The organism is Bacillus sp. GbtcB14, assembly GCF_019091205.1.
GTDB classification, from domain to species: Bacteria; Bacillota; Bacilli; order Bacillales; family Bacillaceae_G; genus Bacillus_A; species Bacillus_A cereus_AG.
In genome coordinates this window covers 494,239-519,884 of record NZ_JAGXJT010000002.1, presented here as the reverse complement: position 1 = coordinate 519,884, position 25,646 = coordinate 494,239, and the positions used below count along the sequence as shown (strand labels likewise).

Sequence of the window (25,646 nt, the reverse complement as noted above, 5' to 3'; positions counted from 1 at the left end):
TGTGAAAGAAACTCCTTGATTTGCAAGGAGTTTCCTGTATTTATCCCGATATTTTTGGTAGATCGATTGGTGCAAGCTCATGATCGATAGGAGAATATTAAAAAATCGGCGGAGTAACAGAAAATAAAACAATCGCATTTTTTTCGAATTGATTTACCCATTTATGTTTTAAATAAGCGGGTATTTTTACGCTATCACCCGTTTCTAATATGTATTCTTCTTCATTTAAATGTAATGTGATTTGCCCTTCTAATACAAATGCTAATTCTTCACCTTTATGTTCTAGTACATTTTCTGATGAAGCTGTATTTGGAGGAACGGTCATAATCGCTGTTGCTAAATTTCCTGTGAAATCAGGTGATAGCATTTCATATGATAAATTATCGATAATCATTTTTTTGCGTTTATGAGAACGTACAATTAAATCGTCTGTATTTGTATCTTCAAGTAAAAAGCTAAATGTTGGAACATCAAGAGCTTTAGCGAGTACTTTTAATGTTTGGATAGAAGGATTAGCAGACCCACGCTCAATTTGACTTAACATGGATGGTGTAATACCTGCCATCGTTGCTAGTTCTTTACTCGTTAAACCCTTTTCTTTTCTTTGTTTTTCAATCTTTTTACCAATATCTATATTTTCCATAATGAAAAGCTCCTTAATGGTTATTAAATTATATTTAAATAAATTAAATTAAAATTAACTTAAATTAATTTTTTATGTTAAACTATATTAAAATTAATTTAATTATAATTTATTAAATCGTAAGCTACAAGGTGATGAGGAGGAAGAGAAATGAAGGGAATAGAGAAATTAAAAGAACAATATCCACTGTTAAATAAATTAATCGCGACAGAAGAAGTGTTTTGGGTGAATCTGAATATGGAAAAGTATGAAACGGCAATAATAGATTCGCCACTGAATGAAGAGAATGTAAAAGATGCGGAGGAGAGGTTAAAGCGTTTTGCATCATACATTGCGAAAGTTTTTCCTGAAACGAAAGAGACGAAAGGTATAATTGAATCACCTTTAGTGAAAATTCCTTCTATGAAACAAGCTTTAGAGAAAAATTACGAGCAACCTATTCTAGGAGAATTATTATTAAAATGTGATAGCCAACTTCCGATATCAGGCTCAATTAAAGCTAGGGGCGGGATTTATGAAGTGTTGAAACATGCTGAACAATTAGCTTTGCAGCATGGAATGTTAACAGAAGAAGATGATTATTCCATTTTAGATAGTGAGCCATGTAGAGAGTTTTTTGCAAAATATTCAATTGCGGTAGGTTCAACAGGAAACTTAGGATTAAGCATTGGAATTATGAGTGCGAAACTAGGTTTTAACGTAACTGTTCATATGTCAGCAGACGCGAAACAATGGAAAAAAGATTTATTAAGAAGTAAAGGTGTAAACGTTATTGAATATGAAGCTGATTATAGTAAAGCAGTAGAAGAGGGGCGTCAGCAAGCAGATGCAGATCCTAGTTGTTATTTTGTAGATGATGAAAACTCACATGATTTATTTTTAGGATACGCAGTAGCAGCATCGCGTTTACAAAAACAATTAGAAGAGTTAGAGATTGTAGTGGATGAAGAAAACCCTTTATTCGTTTACCTTCCGTGCGGAGTAGGGGGCGGACCTGGCGGAGTAGCATTTGGTTTAAAGTTATTGTATAAAGACAATGTCCATTGTTTCTTTGCAGAGCCAACACATTCACCATGTATGTTACTCGGTTTAATGACAGGACTTCATGATAAAATTGCCGTTCAAGATATCGGGATTGATAATGTAACAGACGCGGACGGACTAGCGGTAGGAAGACCATCTGGGTTTGTCGGGAAAACGATGGAACCATTTTTGAGTGGGAATTACACAGTAAGTGATGAAGAATTATATAGATTGTTAAAAGAACTAGCTGATACGGAAAATATTTATTTAGAGCCTTCTGCATTAGCGGGTATGATAGGGCCAGTGAAAGTATGTAAAGAAGATGCGTATTTACAAAAACAACAGTTAACAGAGAAGCTGAAGAAAGGTACTCATATTGTGTGGGGAACTGGAGGTAGTATGGTTCCAAAAGCTGTCATGAATGGGTATTATAAAACAGGTGAGTCATTAACAATATTAGAAAAATGAGGCTAATTGTGGCCTCATTTTTTATTTATATGACATATGTATTATTATAAATTCTTTGTTATTTTCGCATTAGTTCATTATAGTATAGATATAAAGAACTTATATCAAATAAACATAACAAAAAAGCTTTATTTTACATAATAAGAGGATGTGTATACGATGTCATTACAGACTAAATATATAGCGGGTATTTCGCTTGGGGTTATGGGAGTAGGTTTTGCGGCTTCTATCCCTTTTCAAGGAACGGTAGCAGGGGAGATTATTCAAGGGGGATTTGAAGCTGGATTAGTTGGTGGACTTGCGGATTGGTTCGCGGTTACAGCATTATTCCGTCACCCGATGGGAATTCCAATTCCGCATACAGCGTTATTACCTAAAAATCGTAAAAGAGTAACAAAAGGTCTCATTCATACGTTAGAAAATGAGTGGCTAACGAAAGAAAGTATTACGAATAAAGTAAAAGAAATGCAGCTAGCACAAATGGTGTTGCAAATTGCTGAGAGAGAGATGCAGTCTGACGCTGTGAAAAAAGGAATTGTAACGATTGCGGAGAAAGCGATTGTTTCAATAGATACAGAAAAGTTAGCTGTTATTATTGAAAAAGAATTAAAAACGTATTTGCATACAATTAATACAAGTAACATTTTACAAGTGCTTGTTGATCAATTAGTTGTGCAAGAATATGATGAAAAGACACTTGATTACCTATTAGTAAAAGTGAAAGATTGGACAGCGCAAGATGAAGCGCGTTATCAGCTCGGAAGCTTAGGTATGAAGGCGATGGAAAATATAAAAGTAGATGGATTCTTGCAGTTTACTTTGAAATCATTTATGAATATTGTAGATGAAGATAAAATTGGCGGCATTTTGCAGAAGTTTATTATTAGCAATATTAACAGCTTACAAGATGCCGATAATAGCACAAGACAACTTATATTAGCTAAAATTCGGCAGGAAATTATTAATGTAAAAGAAAATGAAGCGTTACTACAAGAATTAGAAAATTGGAAAGAAAAATGGATCACGAATTGGAATGCTACTGACAAAATTAAAGAGATGCTGGAGCAAGTACAACAAAGAGCAATTACTTTTGTGAAAAATGAAGAATTTACGGATAAGTATGTTATTCCATTTTTACAAACACAAATGAATAAAATAAAAGAAGACGAACAAACTGTTCAAAAAATAGAAGAGTGGTTACAAAAACAAGTTGTCACACTTGTGGAAAAGAATCATTCGAAAATTGGAAAACTTGTGCAAGAAAACCTTGATAAGTTAGATGATAAAACGTTAATTGAAATGATTGAAAATAATGTCGGTAAAGATTTGCAGTGGATCCGAGTTAACGGAGCTGTTTGCGGATTTATGATTGGATTAGTGTTAGAAGGAATTAAAGCGATTATATGAAAAAAACCTTCCACAATTGTGGAAGGTTTTTTATTTTTCGATAACACTCATATTTAAATTGTAAGCTTTCTCAATGTTTAGCTTGTACGTTCCGTTGCCTGTTTTAATCGAATTTTTATACCAATGTTCTTGGTTGTTTAATTCTGGATTTTCTTCTGAAGTATTATCTTCTTTTTTCGTTAAATCTTCTACTTGTTCCCAAGGGGTATTTCCGATAGCTTCTTTTTGGTTTGTTACTGCTGTTAGAGAGATGTCACTTTCTTTTATTAAATGAACAGATACACCTGAGCTTTCTTGTACAAACCAATTGTTTTGTAATTGACCTGGATAAAGAGAAAGATCGCGATTAGAAGCACGAATTTCTACATGTTTCGTTTGTGGTAGTACAAGCGTCGGCTTTACGCGTGGTTCATGACCGAACATTCTTTGATGAAACGGTAACGACTTTAATGTTATATACATTGTTTCTCCAGTCGTTTGCACTGAAAGAAAATCTTCTTGTTTTAAATTTGGTTTTTCATTTCCTTTTGTCGTCATTTCGTATGTTCCAAGAAGGCTAACCTCATTTGAGTTCCTTCCGTCTATCGTTAGAGGAGGGTTGTCTGTACCTGCATCTACTACAATTTTATTGATAGATTCAGGAATGCTAAGTTTACTTTCTGGAATCGTGTTCGTTTGTCTAGTTGTATTAATGGCGTAGCGAACTTCATCGAGTAATCCAGTTGATAATAAACAGTAAAAAGCAATTCCAGCGCTTCCTAAAACGCCGATAAAGAAAATACTAAAAATATCATATTTAATAAATGATTGTTCCTTCTTAGAAAATAGAAGGTATAGTAAAATTTCCACGCCGAGTATAATAAGTAAAACAGGCCACCAAGCTGTTAAGGAATCTAATACCTCAGTACCTTTGATAACTGAAAATAGTAAGAAGCAACCTAATGAAATAATAGAAAGCCCCATTGAAAATGTTCCAACGCGCCATGTTCTCATTCGTTTGTACCACCTTTGTTTTCTTTATTTCCAAGTAACAATTTAAAGCCGCCACCAATTAAGAGGAGTGCAACGATAGATGTTTGGAAATAGCGATAATACAGCTCGCTAAGATGAATGTTAAATATAGTTGCAAAGTAATCATTCAAAATAGGAAGGACTGTTTGATCTAATAAATAATAACCACCGAGTGTAATTAACCCAATACCAATCCATCTTTGATGATTGATAAAATAATCGATAATCGGCTCGTCATTTACACGTTCTTTTCCATACTTTGCAGTTTGTTGTAAAGCGTCAAAAAAGCTATAGAACCAAATGATTGGTACTAAAAATAAAAATGCAGAAAGCCTTAATAAGTCGAGTAAATAGATTGAAAGTAAAAATGCTACCATAAGCTGAAGGCCGCGGCGTTGTAAGCCTAAATACATATGCCCAGCTCCGGGGAACATCGCTAAAATAGAAGCGAATGTTTTACTTTTCTTTCCTTGTTCACGGTGCTCTTCAAAATCTTCGAAAATAGTACGGTCAACTAATTGTTCGCCGCGTTCTTTTTTCTGTAGTTGCTGAACAGCATCGAAGAAATTATAAATCCATAAAACAGGTAATGTAATAAGGAAGATAAGGAAACTTCCTTGAGATGTTAAGAGTGCGACGAAAATGATCATACTCCCGATTCCTGTACAAGCTACTAAAAATGTAAGTCCACGTTGCATAAGTCCTAATTGAAAATGACCAAGTCCAGGGATGATTGATAGAAGAATGATATAAAATCGTTCGCTCTCTTTAGAGGACTCTGTAAATTCTCCGGTTGCTTGTTTTTTCGATTGATTAATAATAGTGATAACTAAGTCTAATAAATTGATCGCCCATAGCACGACTAGTAAAAATAGAGAAAGAAAAGCAATATCACGCGCTCCTAATGCTATTGTACAAAATGCTGCAAAGATAAATAGTAATAAAGCCCCTCCGCCATATAAAATAAACCGTCCGAACTTCTTTAAATATAAATGACCAAGCCCGGGAATTAGCCCTAATACAAGTGCTAAAAAGGGATTTTTATTCATGCTTTGAACCTCCGTCCTTTTTTGATGAGTCTACCGATTTGTTTACAATTTGTTGTGAGATAGAAGACTCGTTATGTTTTGAAGATTTCTCGAAATTTGATGTCGCTGTGAAAATATATTGGAATAAACCACTTACCATGAAAATAATTGTAGCCGCGGTCGCAATTATGTAGTGAATAATGGTGCGCTTTAGTGAGTTTGTTTTTATATTTTCATTAGGTTGTAGCGTTTCAAAATTAATTTGCGTCATAACTTCGTTCGTAAATGAATCATCATTTATCATTGGAAGGTTTTCATGTTGTTCATCAATACTTTCCATATAAAGTGCTAAACAATGATCACATTCATAAAGATGTTCTTCCATAGATTCACGTTCATTGCTCTCTATAAAATCTAATGTATAATTGCGCCAATCTTCTTTTGAATAATGCATCATAGAAACTCTTCCTCCTTCCAATGTTTTTTAATCCATTTTCTTGCCCGATACAGTTTCATTTCAACTGTTTTCACTTCAATGTTTTTCTGTAAAGCAATTTCTTGATAGCTTTTTTCTTCTAAGTAATGTGCGAGAACGACGTCACGGTAATTTTCGGGAAGTTCTCTCAGCTTTTGAGCAATGAGTAATTTTTGCTCTTTCGTCACTAATAAAGCCTCAATATTATGAGAGGATTTTATATTTTCCTCAGTTTCTTTACATAAGGAGAGTTCTTCGTTTTCTCTAGCTTTCTTTCTCTTATAATCAATAGCGTGATTGGTGGCAATACGCGCCATCCACGTTTTTAATCCGCGAAATTGATAATTTGGGAGAGAGGCGTGAATTTTTACGAATACTTCTTGTGTAACATCTTTCGCATCTTCTTCATGTCTTACAATAGAAAAGATAACTTGGAAAATATAATGACGATATGTTTGCACAAGGATACGAAAAGCATGTTCGCTTCCTTGCTGTGCTTTTTCAATTAATTGTTTTTCCTCAATGGGTCTCTCCCTCCTTTTTGACGCATTCTATTATATAGACGTAAGAAATGACAGGTCACCCTACACATGTTGTAAAAAAAGAATAATATATTTTTAGGAAAGAGGCTATATGAAAAAAGGTGTGAAAAAATGGTAAAGAGAAGTATATAATGAGCAAGTAGGAAATGTTACGTGAAGAAAGGATGTGAATGTTAGTAGGGGAAGGTCCATACTAACAAACATGAAAATTAAAATATTAATAGCAGATGATAATTCTTTTATTAGGGAAGGCATGAAAATTATTTTAAATACATATGAAGAGTTCGAAGTGGTAGATACAGTAAATGATGGGAAAGAAGCAGTGGAATATTGTAAAAAAAACGACGTCGATATCGCCCTTTTAGATGTTCGCATGCCAAACATGAATGGGGTAGAGGCGACGAAATTTATTTGTGAAGAGACGAAAACGAAACCATTAATTTTAACGACGTTTGATGATGATGAATATATTTTGGACGCAGTGAAGAATGGGGCGAAAGGTTATTTATTAAAAAATAATGATCCAGAGCGTATTCGTGATGCGATAAAAGGCGTATATAACGGTCAAACTGTTATGCAAGATGTAGTGCTTGATAAAATTAAATGCAATTTAATGGAAAGAAAAGAGGACGAATGTAAAATAGATAAAAATCTTTTTACAGAAAGAGAGCTTAGTATTATCGCATTAATTGCGAAAGGTTTCTCGAATAAAGAAATTTCGAAGCAACTTTTTATATCAGAAGGAACAATCGCAAATTATATTACATCAGTTTTAGGGAAAACTGGACTTGAACATCGTACGCAAATTGCGATTTATTACTTAACAGGGAAAGTAGACTAATGTTATGGAATTTTGGTTAACTATAAGTAAATTAATTGTTTTTATATATATTGTGTTTAGTTACATTTATTTAAATGTTGAGAACTTACCATGGATTATACTGACTTTGCTTTTATATCTTTCTGTAAACGTGCTGATTTCTATATTTAAAAAAGATACGTACAAAAACATATTAACTTTTGTGTCAATTGGCGTAGTTATTTTATTCACATGGAAGATTCATCCGTTCTTTATTTTGTTTTTACCATTGAACTTATATGAAATTATATTTCGTTATATAGAGAAGAAATGGCAGCTCTTTATCATTATGATGATTCCTATTATCTTTACAGATGAAAGTATTCGAATGACATATGGATTAATTGTTGCATTTTCTTTCATTGTATTAACTATGGCAGAACGGTATATATCGCGTGTATTAAAGATTGAATCACAAAATGATAAGATGCGAAAAGATATGCAGCGGCTGACGAAAAGCTTACATGAAAATAAAGAGTACATAAAGCAATCAGAGTACACATTTAAGTTAGAAGAGAGAAATCGGTTGTCACAAGAAATTCATGATAAAATTGGCCACTCGATGACAGGGGCGCTCATTCAAATGGAAGCAGCAAAGCGGTTAATGGGGATAGATAAAGAAAAATCTGCGGAGTTATTACAAAATGCAATACATATTTCAAAAGATGGAATTGAAAGTATTCGGGTTACATTAAAAAATATGAAGCCACCAACTGAGCAAATTGGTATTCATCGTATGAAATTATTCATAGAGGAATTTGCCGGTAAGCATGATCTAAATATTCCTTTCGTATATAAAGGAAATTTAGATATGATTTCACCAATTCAGTGGAAGATTATCGGTGAAAATGTTACGGAGGCACTAACGAACGCGATGAAATATGCTGATGCGACAGTCATTTCAATCGATATTCATGTACTGAACAAGATGGTGAAAGTACAAGTGAAGGATAACGGAAAAGGTGCAGCTCTCGTTAAGAAAGGTCTAGGGATTATGGGGATGGAGGAGCGAGCAGCGTCAGTAAACGGAAAAATTATTGTAGATGGAACTAGTGGTTTTTCAGTAACAATGCTGTTGCCGATATAAGAAAATGGGACGAAGATGAATCATCTCATATGAAAAAAGTGAATAATCTCATGTGAAAAGAATGAACTTCTGCACTGAGCAGGTTCATTTTTTTTGTTTATACTAAAAGCAGAGAAACCGAAATAGGGGTGAAATGATGAATACATTAGAAATTAAAAATTTAACGAAAAAATTTGGTGATTTCATCGCGGTAGATAATATGTCTTTATCTATTAAAGAAGGAGAAATATTTGGCTTTTTAGGATCAAATGGTGCTGGTAAAAGTACCACGATAAATATGATTGCTGGGTTGTTAAGAAGTAATGAAGGTGAAATTAGCATATTAGGAAAAAATATAAAGAAACATAATCGGTTTGCGAAGATGAATATCGGTATCGTTCCGCAAGATATTGCAATCTATGAAGAGTTAACTGCCTATGAAAATGTGAAATTTTTTGCTGGACTGTACGGGCTAAGAGGGACTGAATTAAAAGCGAGAGTAGAGGAAGCACTTCAATTTGTGGGGCTTAGCGATAAACATAAAAGTTACCCGAAAAACTTTTCTGGCGGGATGAAACGAAGACTGAATATCGCTTGTGCAATTGCACATAGACCGAAGTTAATTATTATGGATGAGCCGACAGTTGGAATTGATCCACAGTCAAGAAACTATATCCTTCAGTCTGTTCGGAAATTAAATGAAATGGGAAGTACGATTATTTACACGAGCCACTACATGGAAGAAGTAGAAGAGATTTGTACGAAAATAGCAATTGTAGATCACGGTAAAGTGATAGCAGAAGGTACGAAAGAACAGTTAAAAGCGATTATTACTGATACGAAAGACATTTGGGTTGAAGTGAAGTCAGTAGAAAATTTAGATGTAGAAAAGTTAAAAGAGATAAATGGTGTGAAAGCTGTTCAAATTGAAGAGAACGTAATCAAGGTAAACTCGGATGCAGGAGTAAACAATTTAAATAAAATTATTCAGCACTTCATTAATCATGACATTGAAATCCGTTCGTTAGAGGAACAGGCTCCAAACTTAGAAACAGTATTTCTTACGTTGACTGGAAGAAACTTACGAGATAAATAAAAGGTAAATGAAGAAAAGGTAAAGGGAGGTTCAACAATTGAACATCTTCAATATTGCAGTTATGCATATTAAAAGAGATTTCAGAGACGTAAGAACTTTAGTTTTTATGTTAGCATTTCCTATTGTGCTTATGCTTGTGTTAGGAACAGCGTTAACGAATGCATTTAATAGTGATAGTCAATCGATTAAGGATATACAAGTGCTATATAAAGATGAAGCAAGTAGCACACTTTCTCAATCGTTTGCAGCATTTACGAAAGAAGTCGATAAATCAGGTATTCATTTTAAAAAAGCTTCCGGCAGTATAGATGGGAAAGAAGAAGTGAAGCAAAATAAATATGCTGCTTATGTAGAGTTAAATAAAGATGGTGCGAAATTTTACGGAAGTGACAAAAGTAGTATTGAGGGAAGTATTGTGGAAGGCATGCTTACAACATTTGTTGATAAGTACAATGTAGCGGCTGAAGTTGCAAAAGTTGATCCTAGTAAGGTGAGCGCAGTTATTTCAAATGGAAATCATAATGATTATATAAAAGAAACATCTTTACAAGCTGCGAAAAAACCAGGTTCTATGGATTACTATGCGGTTGTAATGACAACAATGATTGCACTATATGCTGCGATGGGAGCAAGTTCTTTAATCCGAGGAGAACGGATACGTAAAACAGGAGATCGTCTCATTGCTGCACCTATAAGTAAGGCTGAAATATTCATTGGAAAAGTACTTGGTAGCCTAGTAGCAAATGCCCTGTGCATATTACTCGTTATGCTATTTAGTAAATATGTTTTTCAAGCGAATTGGGGCGACCATCTTGGAATCATATTTCTTATTTTATTAACACAAGTCTTTCTAGCAATTAGCTTCGGTTTAGGAATTGGATATATTACAAAAACACCGGAATCATCTAGAGCGATTATTATGGTTATTGTGCAATTAGCTTCTATTTTTGGTGGTGCATATTTCGTAATAGAAGAAAATTTTGTTACGAATTTATCACCATTAACGTGGGCAAACACAGCTGTCATGAAAATTATTTATGCAAATGACGTAGGAGCAGCACTGCCAGTAATATGTTTAAACCTTGGAATTTCAGCATTCTTTTTATTAATTGCGATTATTGCATTACGTAGACGGGAGGGGCTATAGTATGAAAGATATTTTATGGCTCATACAAAAAACGTTATCTGTACTTTTGAAAAATAAAAAAGGGTTATTCATTATTATTAGTTTGCCGATAATCGGAACACTAATCTCCTTCTCAATGTATGGGAATGTGGGGCAAGGGACGTTAAATATCGGGGTTATAAATAAAGAAAATCAATCTATAGCAAATGATACGGTGAAATTTTTAGAAGGATTAAATCATGTAAAGGTAAGTAAAATTAAAGAATCTGAAGTAGAAGATAAACTCACTTCCAAAAAACTTGATGGAGTTATTACATTAGATTCTGGTTTTTCAAAAAGTGTTCGAGAAGGGAAACCAGCTCATATTGAAATTTCATCGATTAAAGGCGATCAAGTAACAGGATTTATAAAATCATATTTATACAATTATATTGATAATGTAGCAGCTATTAGTAAAGTAGCAGGTACAGATCAAAGTGCATTTGATAGTATGTACGCAGGATATCAAAAAGGTTCAATTAAAATGAAAACTGAGACGCTAGAAGATACTTCGAAAAATAAAGATATGACAAACCAAACGATGGGTTATCTTATTATGTTTATGCTATTTTCAGCAGCGAACTTATCAGGTTATATTTTAAAAGAAAAAGAAAATAGAACGTATTTTAGACTCTTATCAACGCCAATAGATGGGAAGAAATTTATATTATCTAATGTCGGGGTAAATATGATGCTATTAACAGTACAAATTCTGATTACAATTCTATTCCTAACGAATGTTTTTCATATAAATATCAATATGCCTTTCATAGTGATGATTGGTGTACTCATGCTATTTGCTTTAATAGCGATTGGAATATCGTTAGTCCTTGTCGCTTTTTCGAAAAACTCAGCATCAGCAAATGCACTGCAAAATATGATTATTGTACCAACATGTTTACTCGCTGGATGTTATTTTCCATATGACATTATGCCAAAAGCGGTGCAAAAAGTAGCTGATTTTCTTCCGCAGAGATGGTTGTTAGATACAGTATCAAAACTACAACAAGGAATTCCATTTTCAGAGTTGTATGTAAATATTTTAATCTTATTCGCCTTTGCGGTAGCATTCTTCTTAATTGCAATTTATAAGTTTGGAAGAAATAATGATGCGAGAAACTTTGTTTAAATATAAAAAGGTGTGGCTTCATGCCGCACCTTTTTTGTTCGTAATTTAGAGTATCTTTTGTAATATAGGAATGCTTTTGTAGAGCACTTCGTTATGTGAAGCATGCACAACATATTTATTTCCCTCTAGAAGAAAAACGCTATGTAGAACAGCGTTACCATCACCATGTTTTGTAAGTATATCACCGACGACTTTGCCGTCTGTCCATTTCAGTTTGGAATGTGAAGGGACAACTTGTAAATATTGAATGGTTTCCTCTCCATCTCCGGCAATGAATGTAGTTTCAATAGTTCTTTTTTGTATCATAAATCTATTTTCATTTAATGTATCGAGGAAAGGGTTTTTCGTGTTCATCCCACTATAAGGAAGAAATGCAATCGAAGAGCCAGATCTTATAAATAAATAATTTCCGTAATCTTTACACGGAATAACATCTTGTAATCCTGGAAAGTAAAGATGTATCGCCTCAACTGTGTTCGTGTTATATAAGGTGCTTAAATAGTGAATGTATTGTTCCATATAAAAATGAACGATATTTATTTTAGAAGAGGCATGGACAGGAAGACTACCTCCAGTCCAATAACTATAATTTGCCGGAGATCCAGCGTTTGGTGTACAGAGTATAATAAGCTGGTTCACATCATTTTTATATTCGTCACTTTGAACGTAAGTACGTCCAAGAAGCCCGCCCATACTATGGCATATTAGATTTAGTTTATCACAGCCTGTAATTTTTTTCGCATAGGCAATCGTTTGTAATAAATATTTTTGGGTAGAAAAAACAATGCGCTGTCGCCAATCATAAAAACAGATGAACAAGTCTTTATTTCGTTTGTACCCCATACTTTCTAAAATCATGATGAATGGTTCATAAATAAACGCAGAAAGTCCGAAGCTCCAATTACCGGTACCAGGAATAATAATATTACTCATAGAACCGAAAAGCCCTGGGATAAAAACAATAGGGGTTTTTCCTTTTCTCATATTCTCCTCTCCTTTACCTGTTTAACATCGATTAAAAATTAAGAAATACATTTCGTATGAAAACATATTTAAATGAAACACTACGAAGTAGAAAGTAATTTGAGCGGAAGGAAATCAAAATGATTAAAAAAATATTGCGAGTTACTTCTATTATTATTGCGATTGTTATTTTTATTTTAATTTGTATGCATATAGACGTTACGCTCGGAAGGAAAATGGAAGCCGGGAAAAATATGCCGACAGAGTACGCTCCTCATTATAGTGACTTTCAATTATATGTAGAAGGGAAGTCATTTTATAAACAGTTATTTACGGATATAAGAGAGGCGAAGCAATCTATTTACACGTATTTTTATATTTTGTCGGATGATAAAAGTAGCCATACTTTTTTAAACTTATTAAAAGAGAAGGCAAAAGAAGGAGTAAACGTTTATTTATCCGTTGATCGCATTAATGATTTATCATTTGAAAGAAAGATGATAAATGAATTGCGGGAAAGTGGTGTGCATTTTACATATAGTAGAAAACCTGAATTGCCATTTGGCTTTTATTCACTTCATCATCGTAATCATCGCCGTATTACGACGATTGATGGGGAGATTGGATATACAGGTGGGTTTAATATGGGAGATGAGTACTTAGGAAAAGATAAGCGATTTGGATATTGGCGTGATTATCATGTGCGGATAAAAGGAGAAGGAGCAAAAGATTTAGAAGAGCAATTCGCTTTAGATTGGAAACGAGATACGACAGAACATATAAAGAGAAGTACGAATAAAGCTAGTAAAGGGAACACGTTGCATTCTATGGCTAGTTACAATGGGCATCACGTCGCTGAAAAATATATCGAATTAATAAAAGAAGCGAAGCATTCAATCGTAATTACAACCCCTTATTTTATAGCAAAAAATAAAGAACTAATGAATACTTTAATTGAAGCGCAAAAACGTGGTGTTACAGTAAAGGTACTTTGGTCATATAAACCAGATATTCCTCTTATTAAAGAAGCAGCGTATCCTTATATTCGCCAAGCTGTTAATAACGGGATTGCGGTATACGGTTATAAAAAAGGGATGTTTCATGGGAAGTTAATGCTTATTGATAATGAATTAACCGTTATCGGTACTACAAACTTTACGGCTCGTAGCTTTTATATAAATGATGAGATGAACTTGTATATTCATGGGGGAACTATCGTATCAGAAGTGAATACGGCATTAGCGCAAGATTTTCATGATTCGAAAGAAATGACGAAAGAATTTTTTGAGAAGTTATCGTTTTGGGAGCGTTGTAAGGAGAGATTAGCAGGATTGGTGGATTTTTATTTATAAGGGTTAATGGAAAAGGATGTCTTTTATAGACACCCTTTTTTAATGAGAAATAATTAGTTTTCATGCACAAGCAATGAAGCATCATCATTAATCAATGTCCCGACATGCTCACCTAAGCAAATTCTTTTCATTACCCCAGGCTCATCAAAGTTAAAGACGTGTGCGGGTAAATTATAATCACGGGCCAGTAGTAAAGCGGCTTGATCCATGACTTGTATGTTTTGCCTAACAACATCGTTATAGTTTAGTTTTCTGTACATTTTCGCTGATTTATTATGTTTTGGATCGCTAGTAAAGACGCCATCTACTCCTTGTTTTGCGACTAATATTGCGTCACTATTCATTTCAATGGCTCTTTGAACACTTGGATAATCTGTCGTAACGAACGGTTGCCCGTTACCACCGCCAAAAATGACAACATAACCGTTATCTAAATGATGTACTGCTCTGAGGCGAATGTATGGTTCAGCTACAGCATTAAACGGGATGGAAGTCATAACGCGCACTTCTTTATTTGTTTTACTTGTTAACACGCCGCGTAGCATTAAGCTATTAATGATTGTACCTAACGTACCAATATTATCAGCTTCTACACGATCAATTCCCCATTCTTCAGCTAAATGACCTCTGAAAATGTTACCGCCACCGATGACGATAGATACCTCGATACCTAAATCAACAATGGATAAAATTTCATTTGCGATATGTTCTAATCTTTTGGAGTTAAAGCTATTTCCGGTTTGATCGGCAAGTGCACCGCCGCTTAATTTAATTAAGACACGTTTATATGGCCTCATAACAATTCCCCCTATATAGATCGCAATAAAAAAGGAACAAAGGCAAATGCCTTTGTTCCTTTTGAAGAAAATGAAAAAGAAAAGAAGAAGATAGGACGAATTTTTGTACATAATTTTTCATACCATCCACTCCTTTTCATTTTGATTTTTTGTAAGTATATATCTTTTTGATTATACGAAACAATCTGACTACTTATCAAGTATATTTTATTTCTTTTTAATGAAAAGGTGTCAATGAAAAAGAAAAGAAAAATTTTCGAATTTTTTGTGACGAACTTGTAGGTTTTTGTATGATTTTGTAGGTTTGCTTATAAGATGTGTGAGTAGCTTTTATAAATTCAAATTGAAAGCGTTCGCATGAAGGGGATGAACATAAATGAAAAAATTCGGATTGGCAACACAAATTTTTGTCGCGCTTGTTTTAGGGATTGTAGTAGGGGCAGTCTTTTATGGCAATAAAACGGCGATTTCTTATATCACACCAATTGGGGATATATTTATTCACTTAATTAAGATGATTGTAGTACCAATTGTTATTTCAGCATTAATTGTTGCGGTAGCTGGTGTAGGCGATATGAAAAAGCTTGGGAAACTGGGCGGTAAGACAATTCTTTATTTCGAAATTATTACGACGATTGCTATTTTAATGGGATTACTTGCAGCGAATATATTCCAACCAGGTACTGGCGTTGATATGAGTAATTTACAGCAAAGTGATATTTCTTCTTATAAACAAACAGCAGATGCAACAGAGAAGAAAGGCTTTGCAGAAACGATTGTTCATATTGTACCGAAAAATATATTTGAGTCTATTACACAAGGTGACTTATTACCGATTATATTCTTCTCAGTACTATTCGGTTTAGGAGTTGCAGCAATCGGTGAAAAGGGAAAGCCTGTTTTTAACTTTTTTGAAGGTGTACTTGAAGCGATGTTTTGGGTTACAAATCAAGTGATGAAATTCGCACCATTTGGTGTATTCGCATTAATTGCTGTTACGGTTGCAAAATTTGGTGTAGCAACACTACTTCCTTTAGGAAAACTAGTGCTAGCTGTATACGTAACTGTTATACTATTCGTTGTGATTGTATTAGGTATTAATGCACGAATGGTTGGCGTAAACATTTTTACATTAATGAAAATTTTAAAAGAAGAACTTATTCTTTCATTTACGACAGCAAGTTCAGAAGCTGTTTTACCTAATATAATGAGAAAGATGGAAGAGTTCGGTTGTCCAAAGGCAGTTGCCTCTTTCGTAATTCCGACAGGTTATACATTTAACTTGACTGGATCAGCTATTTATCAAGCGTTAGCGGCATTGTTCGTTGCACAAATGTACGGTGTTCACATGTCACTGACGGAGCAAATAACGCTATTATTCGTTCTCATGTTAACATCCAAAGGTATGGCGGGAGTTCCGGGGGCATCATTCGTTGTTGTATTAGCAACGTTAGGATCAATGGGATTACCGCTAGAAGGCATCGCATTGATTGCGGGAATTGACCGCATTTTAGATATGATTCGCTCAGCTGTCAATGTATTAGGAAATGCATTAGCGGCCATTGTTATGTCGAAGTGGGAAGGCGAATTCGATGACGAGAAAGCAAAACAATATGTAGAAACAGTCAAAGAAACAAAAGCAGCATAAGAAATCGTTAAGGAGTGAATAATCATGGCAACATTAACTGAAGTTAAAAATGGCGTTCGAATTGAAAAAGATTTTTTAGGTGAAAAAGAAGTACCAAACTATGCATACTACGGCGTACAAACAATGCGTGCGGTTGAAAACTTCCCAATTACAGGATACAAAATCCATGAAGGTTTAATTAGAGCGTTCGCAATTGTAAAAAAAGCTGCAGCGCTTGCTAATACAGATGTAGGAAGATTGGAGTTGGACAAGGGCGGCGCGATCGCAGAAGCCGCTCAAGAAATTCTTGATGGAAAGTGGCATGATCATTTCATCGTGGATCCAATCCAAGGCGGAGCAGGTACTTCAATGAACATGAATGCAAATGAAGTCATGGCCAATCGTGCTCTTGAATTATTAGGAATGGAAAAGGGAGACTATCATTATATTAGTCCAAATAGTCATGTAAACATGGCGCAATCAACAAACGATGCATTCCCAACGGCAATTCATATCGCAACATTAAACGCATTAGAAGGTTTATTACAAACGATGGGCTATATGCACGATGTATTTGAATTAAAAGCAGATCAGTTCGATCATGTTATTAAAATGGGTCGTACACATTTACAAGACGCTGTGCCAATTCGTCTTGGACAAGAATTTAAAGCGTACTCTCGCGTACTTGAACGTGATATGAAACGAATTCAGCAATCACGTCAACACTTATATGAAGTAAATATGGGAGCAACTGCGGTTGGTACAGGCTTAAATGCGGATCCAGAATATATTGAAGCAGTTGTAAAACATTTAGCTACAATTAGTGAACTACCACTTGTTGGTGCAGAAGATTTAGTAGATGCAACGCAAAATACGGATGCATACACTGAAGTATCTGCAGCACTTAAAGTGTGTATGATGAATATGTCTAAAATTGCAAATGACCTTCGCTTAATGGCATCAGGTCCACGTGTTGGCTTAGCGGAAATTATGCTACCTGCTCGTCAACCAGGTTCATCTATTATGCCAGGGAAAGTAAACCCTGTTATGCCAGAAGTAATTAATCAAATTGCATTCCAAGTAATTGGTAACGACCATACAATTTGCCTTGCTTCAGAAGCAGGACAATTAGAATTAAACGTTATGGAACCAGTACTTGTTTTCAACTTACTTCAATCAATTAGCATTATGAATAATGGTTTCCGTGCCTTTACAGATAATTGCTTAAAAGGAATTGAAGCGAATGAAGATCGCTTAAAAGAGTATGTTGAGAAGAGTGTAGGAATTATTACAGCCGTGAACCCTCATATCGGTTATGAAGCAGCAGCTCGCGTTGCGAAAGAAGCAATCGCGACAGGGCAATCCGTTCGAGAACTTTGTGTGAAAAATGGTGTATTGTCACAAGAAGACTTAGAGTTAATTCTAGATCCATTCGAAATGACACACCCAGGGATTGCAGGAGCAACTCTTTTAAAGAAAAATTAAAAAAAGAGGGGGGACAAGCCCCTCTTTTTTGTTTACAATATAGAAATGCTATATATGAATAGAGGTAGGGATGTTATGAGTAAGTTTACAGTAGCTTCTAATGGTTCATTAGAAACGACATTAAGAGGAGTAGAAGTATTATCAACACCACTTTTAAATAAAGGGGTCGCTTTCACGCAAGAAGAGAGAGAAGAATTAGGTTTAAAAGGGTTATTACCGCCAGCAGTTTTAACATTAGAAGAACAAGCACGCCGAGCATACGAGCAATTTTGTTCTCAGCCGGATGATTTATTAAAGAATGTATACTTAACAGCATTGCATGATCGAAATGAAGTATTATTTTATCGTATATTAACAAATCATTTACGTGAAATGTTACCAATTGTATATACACCAACAGTCGGTGTAGCGATTCAAAGATATAGTCATGAATATCGTAAACCACGTGGTGTGTATTTATCAATTAACGATTCGTCAGGTATTGAAGAAGCATTTGCGAATATCGGTGCAACAGCAGAAAATATTGATTTAGTCGTTGTAACAGATGGAGAAGGCATACTTGGAATTGGTGACTGGGGCGTTGGTGGTATTAACATCGCCATCGGAAAATTAGCTGTTTATACGGCTGCGGTTGGAATCGATCCTAGTCGTGTACTACCGGTAATTCTAGACGTAGGTACAAATCGTGAAGAACTATTAAACAACCCATTTTATATTGGAAACCGTCACCCTCGTATAACTGGTGAAGCTTACGATGAGTTTATTGATACGTTTGTACAAGCGGTAAGTAAGCAATTCCCGAAAGCACTATTACATTGGGAAGACTTTAGTTCTCGAAATGCACGAAAAATTTTAGATAAATATCGTCATGATATTTGTACATTTAATGATGATATTCAAGGTACAGGTGCAGTTTCACTTGCGGCTGTGTTATCGGCAGTGAAAGTTTCGGGTGTACCGCTAAGTGAACACCGCGTTGTTGTGTTTGGTGCTGGGACGGCTGGAATCGGTATCGCGGATCAAGTTAGAGATGCAATGGTCCGCGTAGGCGTATCAGAAGAAGAATCATATAAGCGTTTCTGGTGTATTGATCGTAACGGGTTAGTTACAGATAATATGGAAGATCTTCTTGATTTCCAAATTCCATATGCAAGAAGAGAAGCGGAAGTAAGTGAGTGGAAACAAAATGATGTGATCGGACTTGCTGAAGTTGTGAAGCATGTAAAACCGACAATTTTAATTGGTACATCAACTGTTGCAGGAGCATTCAAAGAAGAGATTATTAAAGAAATGGCTTCTCATGTAGAAAGACCAATTATTTTACCAATGTCGAATCCGACGCCACTTGCTGAAGCAAAACCGGTTGATTTAATTGAGTGGACAGAAGGAAGAGCGTTAGTTGCAACAGGAAGTCCATTTGAACCGGTTACGTATAACGGTGTAACGTATGTGATTGGACAATCGAATAATGCACTTATTTTCCCGGGACTTGGTCTTGGAACAATTGTCGTACGTGCAAGCGTCATGACGGATGGAATGTTTGCAGCAGCTGCGGAAGCAGTTGCAAGCATGGTAGATACAAGTCAGCCAGGAGCACCTATTTTGCCAGAAGTTGAAGAGTTACGTAATATCTCGGAAATGGTTGCAATTGAAGTAGCGAAAGTTGCTGTTGCAGAAGGTGTTGCTAGAGAGAACTTAAGTGATAACGATATCAAGATTGCAGTGAAGGAAGCAATCTGGGAGCCAGAGTATCGCCAAATAAAAGCGGTAGAAAAGGTTAGAATATAGAAATAAAGCCCGTTTATTATAATAAACGGGCTTTCACTTTTACTACTGACAAAAAGTATAGGAAGTGGCACCTTTGAATTGGAATCAGTTATGGAAGAAAGATATATCCCTTTTAATTATATTAATGGTTGTTGTTCCGATTGCTGGAGAGCTTAATTTTCATCCTTTTAACGATACGTTTCGCGTTAGCTTTGGGACACCGCTTTTCTTCTTTTTATTACTATTTTTAAGAAGAATACCAGCAGCAGCTGCAGGTGTTCTTGTCGGAATATGTGTCGTTTTATTCCGCGTATGTCTTGACTGGATTATGCAAGGTTCATTTCATATGACAGAATCATTTTATTTGCGCTATCCTGTGTTCTTTTATTATTTTATTTATGGAAGTCTTTTTTCGCTTTGTAGGGTGAATAAGTTTCATCAGAATCCAATTGTTATTGGTTGCCTTGGGATTACAATTGAAATGATCGCAAGTATGTCAGAACTAGCGATATATCATATGGTAGTGCTCGGTACAACAATAACAATTTCTGAAGTGAATAAGTTAATTATTATTGCTATTTTTCGTAGTTTCTTTGCACTCGGTTTTTTAAATATGATGAATTTATATGAAACGAAATTAAAAGAATCACAAGTTCGAAAAGAAAATGAAAAAATGTTAATGCACTTGTCCAATTTATATGTAGAATCTGTTCATTTGAAAAAAACGTTACAAAATGCAGAATTGATTACACAAGAAGCATATCAACTATATCGAAACTTACAAGCGAACGATGATTCCAGTAGTAAAACAGCATTGAAAATAGCAGGAGAAGTGCACGAAATAAAAAAAGATAATCAAAGAATTTTTGCAGGATTATCTAAACTGTTATTAGATAAAAATGTGGCTGAGTATGTAGAAGGACATGAGCTTACAGAAATGATTGTAAGAATAAATGAAAAGTATGCTGAAATGCTAGAGAAAGATATACGTTTTTCTAAACATATAGAAGGTGAACACGCTGCATATCCCGTGTATACAGTCTTATCAATTTTTAATAACTTAGTTGCCAATGCAGTGGAAGCAATTGAAGATAGAGGTCTCATAAATATTAAGTTATATAAATGGGATCAACATGTAATCTTTGAAGTAATTGACGATGGCCCTGGTATTGCACAAAAGTATAAGGAATTAGTATTTAAGCCTGGGTTTACTTCAAAGTATGATCAAACGGGAACACCGTCCACAGGTATTGGACTTTCTTACATACACGAAATGGTAACAGAGCTTGGCGGAGAAGTAAGATTAGAAGACAATGAAACTGGAAAAGGGTGTAAGTTTATCGTTTGTTTACCGGAGTATAGTTTAAAGCGGGAAGGGGAATAGGTTTGTTTTATTATATTGTAGATGATGATGAAGTTTTCCGTTCAATGCTTTCGCAAATTATTGAGGATGGCGATCTTGGGGAAGTAATTGGAGAATCGGAAGATGGAGCGTTTATTGAAGCAGAACAGTTAAATTATAAAAAAGTAGATATTTTATTTATTGATTTACTCATGCCAATGAGAGACGGCATTGAAACAGTTCGCCATATAGCGCCTTCATTCAATGGGAAAATTATTATGATTTCCCAAGTTGAATCGAAACAGCTCATTGGTGAGGCGTATACACTTGGTGTTGAGTATTATATTACGAAACCACTAAACAAAATTGAAGTTGAATCTGTCGTACGAAAAGTAATGGAACGGATTCGCTTGGAGCGTTCCATACATGATATTCAAAAATCATTGAATAACGTGTTTCAGTGGGAGCAGCCGCAAATGCGCAATGAACCGGTGCAAGAAGCAAAAAAGATAGCAGATTCCGGACGCTTCTTACTATCAGAGCTAGGTATTGCGGGAGAGAACGGAAGTAAAGATTTACTTAGTATGCTGGAATATTTATATGGACAAGAAAAGGCGCAAACATTTGAATTTGGATTTCCGGCATTAAAAGATATTTTTCACCAAATAACATTAAAAAAATTAGATCATATAGCTTCGGATGCAGATATAGATAAGGAAAGAAAAGCATCTGAACAACGTGTAAGAAGAGCGATTTATCAATCATTGAATCATTTAGCCTCCCTCGGACTAACGGACTTTTCAAATCCGAAATTTGAAAGCTATGCTCCAAAATTTTTTGATTTCACTGTAGTTAGAAAACGGATGACAGAAATGACGAAGGATGAAGTAGCAACTTCTGGCCACATACGAATTAATACGAAAAAATTTATTCAAGTGTTGTATTTTGAGGCGAAACGGTTGATGGAGATAGAGTGAAAAGATGCTTATAAATAAGCATCTTTTTTTGTTAAATCAACATTTTATATTTTCTCGTGAAGCATGTAAAATGTTAAGTAAGAGAAAATGGTTTTACATTAAGGAAGTGTCAAAACAATGAGTTTTACATTAAATAAATCGATTATTAAAGAAGTATGCGGAGAAACCTCATATAAAAGAGGCGAAGCTTATTATAAAGCAAATAAAGTAATCGTGAATCATTATGATGAAACGAAAGAAATTTTTGAGGCGACGGTAAAAGGGAATGAAGATTTTCATGTTACAGTAGAAAAAGCTAAAAAGGGAGATGTAGTTGCGAGATGTAGTTGTCCTTCGTTAGCGTCTTTTCAAACGTACTGTCAACATGTTGCAGCCGTACTCATACAAATAAATTATAATCAGCAAACGGGTGGCATGCTCCCTGCTAGTAGTGAAAATATGAGCGGAAATGATCAATTAACGAATGGGATGTTTCAGTTGTTTGCAGACAAACCACTGAGGCCAAAAAGTAAACAACACCGTTTTGATACACGTGAAATATTAGATGTTGCCTTTATATGTTCACCAGTGGCTACGAAAAGTGGTGGGGCCCTTCTTGGAATTCAGTTAAAACTTGCGAAAACATATTTTATAAATCATATTAGAGAATTTCTTTCTAAAGTGGAGAAGAGAGAGACTTTTCATTGTTCCAATGAATTTACATACACGCCAGATGTACACAGTTTTAAACAAGAAACGGACGCGATTATACAACAACTCATTAAAATGTATCATAATGAAAAAATGTATGAAGATGCGTTAGAAGTACATGCGAAACAAGATGAAAGTATGATATTCATACCGCCAGCTTCGTGGAAAGATATGCTCTCTTCACTTACTAAAGTTGAGTATGTACAGCTGAAACAAAATGAGCAGCTGTTTCATGGCTTACAAATGTCAAACGGTTTATTGCCATTACATTTTGAATTTACGAAAGGAAATAATGGTGGATTCACACTTCATATAGCCGGCCTAAATCGTGTTCAAGTTATGGAAATGTATAACAACGCTCTTTACGATGGGAAACTATATCATTTGCCTATGGAAGATTGTATGCGACTTATTGAACTACAAAAGATGATGAGCCGCTCAAATAGCAATCAGTTTTATATTCCTGAAAATAAGATGGAACATTTCGTAGCGAAAGTTGTGCCAGGATTAATGAAACTAGGAACGGTACGCATTGATGAAGTAATATCAGATCGTGTTGAAACGCCGTCGCTAAAAGCGAAGCTATATTTAGATCGAGTGAAAAATCGTTTGTTAGCAGGTCTTGAATTCCATTATGGAAATGTCATAATCAATCCGTTAGAAGAAGACGGACAGCCGTCTGTTTTTAATCGTGATGAGAAAAAGGAAAAAGAGATTTTAGACATTATGAGTGAAAGTGCCTTTGCAAAAACAGAAGGCGGCTATTTTATGCATAATGAAGAAGCGGAGTATAACTTTTTATATCACGTCGTTCCGTCGTTAAAAGGCTTAGTTGATATTTACGCGACAACAGCAATCAAATTACGTATTCATAAAGGGGATACAGCGCCTCTTATTCGGGTAAGAAGAAAAGAAAGAATTGATTGGTTGTCATTTCGTTTTGATATAAAAGGAATACCGGAAGCGGAAATTAAAGGTGTATTAGTCGCTCTTGAAGAGAAACGCAAATATTACCGATTAGCGAATGGTTCTTTATTATCACTAGAGAGCAAAGAGTTTAATGAAATTAATCAGTTTGTAAAAGAATCAGGTATTCGAAAAGAGTTTTTACACGGGGAAGAAGTGAATGTTCCGCTTATTCGGAGTGTAAAATGGATGAACGGACTTCACGAGGGTCATGTTTTAAGTTTAGATGAGTCTGTTCAAGATTTAGTTGAAAGCATTCAAAACCCGAAAAAATTAAAGTTTACAGTACCGCAAACTTTACATGCTGTAATGAGAGAGTATCAAGTATACGGATTCGAATGGATGAAAACACTTGCCTATTACCGTTTTGGCGGTATTTTAGCAGACGATATGGGACTTGGAAAAACGCTGCAAAGTATTGCTTTTATAGATTCTGTTTTGCCTGAAATTCGGGAGAAGAAGCTACCTATATTAGTCGTTTCACCGTCCTCGCTCGTCTACAATTGGTTTAGTGAATTGAAAAAATTCGCCCCGCATATTAGAGCGGTTATTGCAGATGGAAATCAAACAGAACGACGAAAAATTTTAAAGGACGTAGCGGAATTTGATGTCGTAATTACGTCATATCCGTTACTGAGAAGAGATATAAGATCGTATGCGAGGCCGTTTCATACACTATTTCTTGATGAAGCACAGGCGTTTAAAAATCCTACAACGCAAACTGCAAGAGCAGTGAAAACTATTCAAGCTGAGCATCGTTTCGGACTAACGGGAACGCCTGTAGAAAATTCATTAGAAGAGCTATGGTCTATCTTCCATGTCGTCTTTCCGGAATTATTACCGGGAAGAAAAGAATTCGGTGATTTAAGGCGAGAAGATATAGCAAAGCGCGTAAAACCTTTCGTATTAAGACGACTAAAAGAAGATGTATTACAGGAGCTTCCAGATAAAATAGAGCACTTACAGTCATCGGAGTTATTACCAGATCAAAAGAGACTATATGCTGCTTATTTAGCGAAATTAAGGGAAGAAACGTTAAAGCATTTAGATAAAGATACGTTACGTAAAAATAAAATTAGAATTTTAGCTGGCTTAACGAGATTACGACAAATTTGTAATCATCCCGCTTTATTCGTTGATGATTACAAGGGGAGTTCAGCTAAATTTGAGCAGCTGTTAGAGATATTAGAGGAATGCAGAAGTACTGGTAAGAGAATTTTAATCTTTTCTCAATTTACGAAGATGCTGTCTATTATTGGTCGTGAGTTAAACCGTCAAGCTGTTCCATACTTTTATTTAGACGGAAATACACCTTCGCAAGAACGTGTAGAGCTATGTGACCGGTTTAACGAAGGAGAAGGGGATCTATTTCTCATTTCTTTAAAAGCTGGTGGTACGGGTCTTAATTTAACGGGTGCCGATACGGTTATATTGTACGATTTATGGTGGAATCCAGCTGTTGAACAACAAGCAGCAGATAGAGCATATCGAATGGGACAAAAAAATACGGTACAAGTTATTAAATTAGTGGCTCACGGAACAATTGAGGAAAAAATGCATGAACTGCAAGAGAGTAAGAAAAATTTAATCGCTGAAGTGATTGAGCCGGGAGAAGAGAAATTGTCCTCAATTACTGAGGAAGAAATTCGAGATATTTTAATGATCTAACATAAAAAGCTATGCCTTCAAATGTATGAGGGCATAGCTTTTTTGTTGTAATAATTATATTTTGTTTTGTACAAAGTAAAGAAATCAAATGTTATTTAGA

The 25,646-nt window shown here is 35.1% G+C and carries 21 protein-coding genes; 14 read left to right on the top strand and 7 right to left on the bottom strand.

What is annotated here, in order from left to right; all coding sequences use genetic code 11:
• Positions 1 to 97 precede the first annotated feature (97 nt).
• Positions 98 to 643, bottom strand: coding sequence for a helix-turn-helix domain-containing protein (locus KVT31_RS07545; RefSeq protein ID WP_088095927.1), 546 nt, complete (start codon positions 641 to 643; stop codon positions 98 to 100).
• Positions 644 to 793: 150 nt separating this feature from the next.
• Between KVT31_RS07545 and dsdA the strand changes: the two genes are divergently transcribed.
• Positions 794 to 2,134 carry a D-serine ammonia-lyase gene (dsdA, locus tag KVT31_RS07540; protein ID WP_088095928.1) on the top strand — a complete coding sequence of 447 codons (1,341 nt, stop codon included), beginning with the start codon at positions 794 to 796 and terminating at the stop codon, positions 2,132 to 2,134.
• A 159-nt stretch (positions 2,135 to 2,293) separates the two neighbouring features.
• A complete protein-coding gene (locus KVT31_RS07535) occupies positions 2,294 to 3,541 on the top strand; it encodes a DUF445 domain-containing protein (RefSeq protein WP_088095929.1) in 1,248 nt (415 codons plus the stop codon).
• 30 nt (positions 3,542 to 3,571) lie between these two features.
• Here the strand turns inward: KVT31_RS07535 and exsE are convergent, their stop codons facing one another.
• From exsE to KVT31_RS07515, 4 genes are read right to left on the bottom strand one after another with little or no spacing between them, the layout of a single operon-like run.
• A complete protein-coding gene (gene exsE / locus KVT31_RS07530; RefSeq protein ID WP_088095930.1) occupies positions 3,572 to 4,534 on the bottom strand; it encodes an exosporium protein ExsE in 963 nt (320 codons plus the stop codon).
• Positions 4,531 to 5,601: a hypothetical protein gene (locus tag KVT31_RS07525; RefSeq protein ID WP_088095931.1), complete on the bottom strand. Its 1,071-nt coding sequence runs from the start codon at positions 5,599 to 5,601 to the stop codon at positions 4,531 to 4,533. Before KVT31_RS07525 ends, exsE begins: the two co-directional genes overlap by 4 nt.
• The gene (locus KVT31_RS07520) at positions 5,594 to 6,037 is read right to left on the bottom strand and encodes a hypothetical protein (RefSeq protein ID WP_088095932.1); all 444 of its coding nucleotides are present in this window, start codon (positions 6,035 to 6,037) and stop codon (positions 5,594 to 5,596) included. Before KVT31_RS07520 ends, KVT31_RS07525 begins: the two co-directional genes overlap by 8 nt.
• Positions 6,034 to 6,516: an RNA polymerase sigma factor gene (locus KVT31_RS07515; protein WP_249276704.1), complete on the bottom strand. Its 483-nt coding sequence runs from the start codon at positions 6,514 to 6,516 to the stop codon at positions 6,034 to 6,036. Before KVT31_RS07515 ends, KVT31_RS07520 begins: the two co-directional genes overlap by 4 nt.
• A 283-nt stretch (positions 6,517 to 6,799) precedes the next feature.
• On the opposite strand from KVT31_RS07515, the gene KVT31_RS07510 reads away from it, so the two are divergent.
• From KVT31_RS07510 to KVT31_RS07490, 5 genes are all read left to right on the top strand, one after another.
• The gene (locus KVT31_RS07510; protein ID WP_088095934.1) at positions 6,800 to 7,438 is read left to right on the top strand and encodes a response regulator transcription factor; all 639 of its coding nucleotides are present in this window, start codon (positions 6,800 to 6,802) and stop codon (positions 7,436 to 7,438) included.
• Between the two features lie 4 nt (positions 7,439 to 7,442).
• Entirely contained in the window at positions 7,443 to 8,543 is a 1,101-nt protein-coding gene (locus KVT31_RS07505) for a sensor histidine kinase (protein ID WP_088095935.1), read from the top strand.
• Positions 8,544 to 8,679: 136 nt separating this feature from the next.
• Complete coding sequence (locus tag KVT31_RS07500; protein WP_088095936.1) at positions 8,680 to 9,618, top strand: ABC transporter ATP-binding protein; 939 nt, start codon at positions 8,680 to 8,682, stop codon at positions 9,616 to 9,618.
• A 37-nt stretch (positions 9,619 to 9,655) separates the two neighbouring features.
• Positions 9,656 to 10,765, top strand: coding sequence for an ABC transporter permease (locus KVT31_RS07495; protein ID WP_088095937.1), 1,110 nt, complete (start codon positions 9,656 to 9,658; stop codon positions 10,763 to 10,765).
• A 1-nt stretch (position 10,766) separates the two neighbouring features.
• A complete protein-coding gene (locus tag KVT31_RS07490) occupies positions 10,767 to 11,912 on the top strand; it encodes an ABC transporter permease (protein WP_088095938.1) in 1,146 nt (381 codons plus the stop codon).
• 45 nt (positions 11,913 to 11,957) lie between these two features.
• On the opposite strand, the gene KVT31_RS07485 is transcribed toward KVT31_RS07490, so the two are convergent.
• Positions 11,958 to 12,896 carry an esterase/lipase family protein gene (locus tag KVT31_RS07485; RefSeq protein WP_217613517.1) on the bottom strand — a complete coding sequence of 313 codons (939 nt, stop codon included), beginning with the start codon at positions 12,894 to 12,896 and terminating at the stop codon, positions 11,958 to 11,960.
• 119 nt (positions 12,897 to 13,015) lie between these two features.
• Here KVT31_RS07485 and cls point away from each other — a divergent pair, with 119 nt between their 5' ends.
• Positions 13,016 to 14,227, top strand: coding sequence for a cardiolipin synthase (gene cls / locus KVT31_RS07480; protein WP_140392414.1), 1,212 nt, complete (start codon positions 13,016 to 13,018; stop codon positions 14,225 to 14,227).
• Between the two features lie 53 nt (positions 14,228 to 14,280).
• On the opposite strand, the gene pyrH is transcribed toward cls, so the two are convergent.
• Positions 14,281 to 15,024: a UMP kinase gene (pyrH, locus tag KVT31_RS07475; protein ID WP_088095941.1), complete on the bottom strand. Its 744-nt coding sequence runs from the start codon at positions 15,022 to 15,024 to the stop codon at positions 14,281 to 14,283.
• 376 nt (positions 15,025 to 15,400) lie between these two features.
• On the opposite strand from pyrH, the gene KVT31_RS07470 reads away from it, so the two are divergent.
• From KVT31_RS07470 to KVT31_RS07445, 6 genes are all read left to right on the top strand, one after another.
• A complete protein-coding gene (locus KVT31_RS07470; RefSeq protein ID WP_088095943.1) occupies positions 15,401 to 16,672 on the top strand; it encodes a cation:dicarboxylate symporter family transporter in 1,272 nt (423 codons plus the stop codon).
• A gap of 24 nt (positions 16,673 to 16,696) precedes the next feature.
• Positions 16,697 to 18,136, top strand: a complete 1,440-nt coding sequence (aspA, locus tag KVT31_RS07465) for an aspartate ammonia-lyase (protein WP_088095944.1) — start codon at positions 16,697 to 16,699, stop codon at positions 18,134 to 18,136.
• Between the two features lie 75 nt (positions 18,137 to 18,211).
• The gene (gene malS, locus KVT31_RS07460) at positions 18,212 to 19,924 is read left to right on the top strand and encodes an oxaloacetate-decarboxylating malate dehydrogenase (protein WP_140392415.1); all 1,713 of its coding nucleotides are present in this window, start codon (positions 18,212 to 18,214) and stop codon (positions 19,922 to 19,924) included.
• 64 nt (positions 19,925 to 19,988) lie between these two features.
• A complete protein-coding gene (locus KVT31_RS07455) occupies positions 19,989 to 21,287 on the top strand; it encodes a sensor histidine kinase (RefSeq protein ID WP_088095945.1) in 1,299 nt (432 codons plus the stop codon).
• A gap of 2 nt (positions 21,288 to 21,289) precedes the next feature.
• Positions 21,290 to 22,222, top strand: coding sequence for a response regulator (locus KVT31_RS07450; protein ID WP_088095946.1), 933 nt, complete (start codon positions 21,290 to 21,292; stop codon positions 22,220 to 22,222).
• A gap of 117 nt (positions 22,223 to 22,339) precedes the next feature.
• Positions 22,340 to 25,546 carry a DEAD/DEAH box helicase gene (locus KVT31_RS07445; RefSeq protein WP_088095947.1) on the top strand — a complete coding sequence of 1,069 codons (3,207 nt, stop codon included), beginning with the start codon at positions 22,340 to 22,342 and terminating at the stop codon, positions 25,544 to 25,546.
• Positions 25,547 to 25,646: the final 100 nt, after the last annotated feature.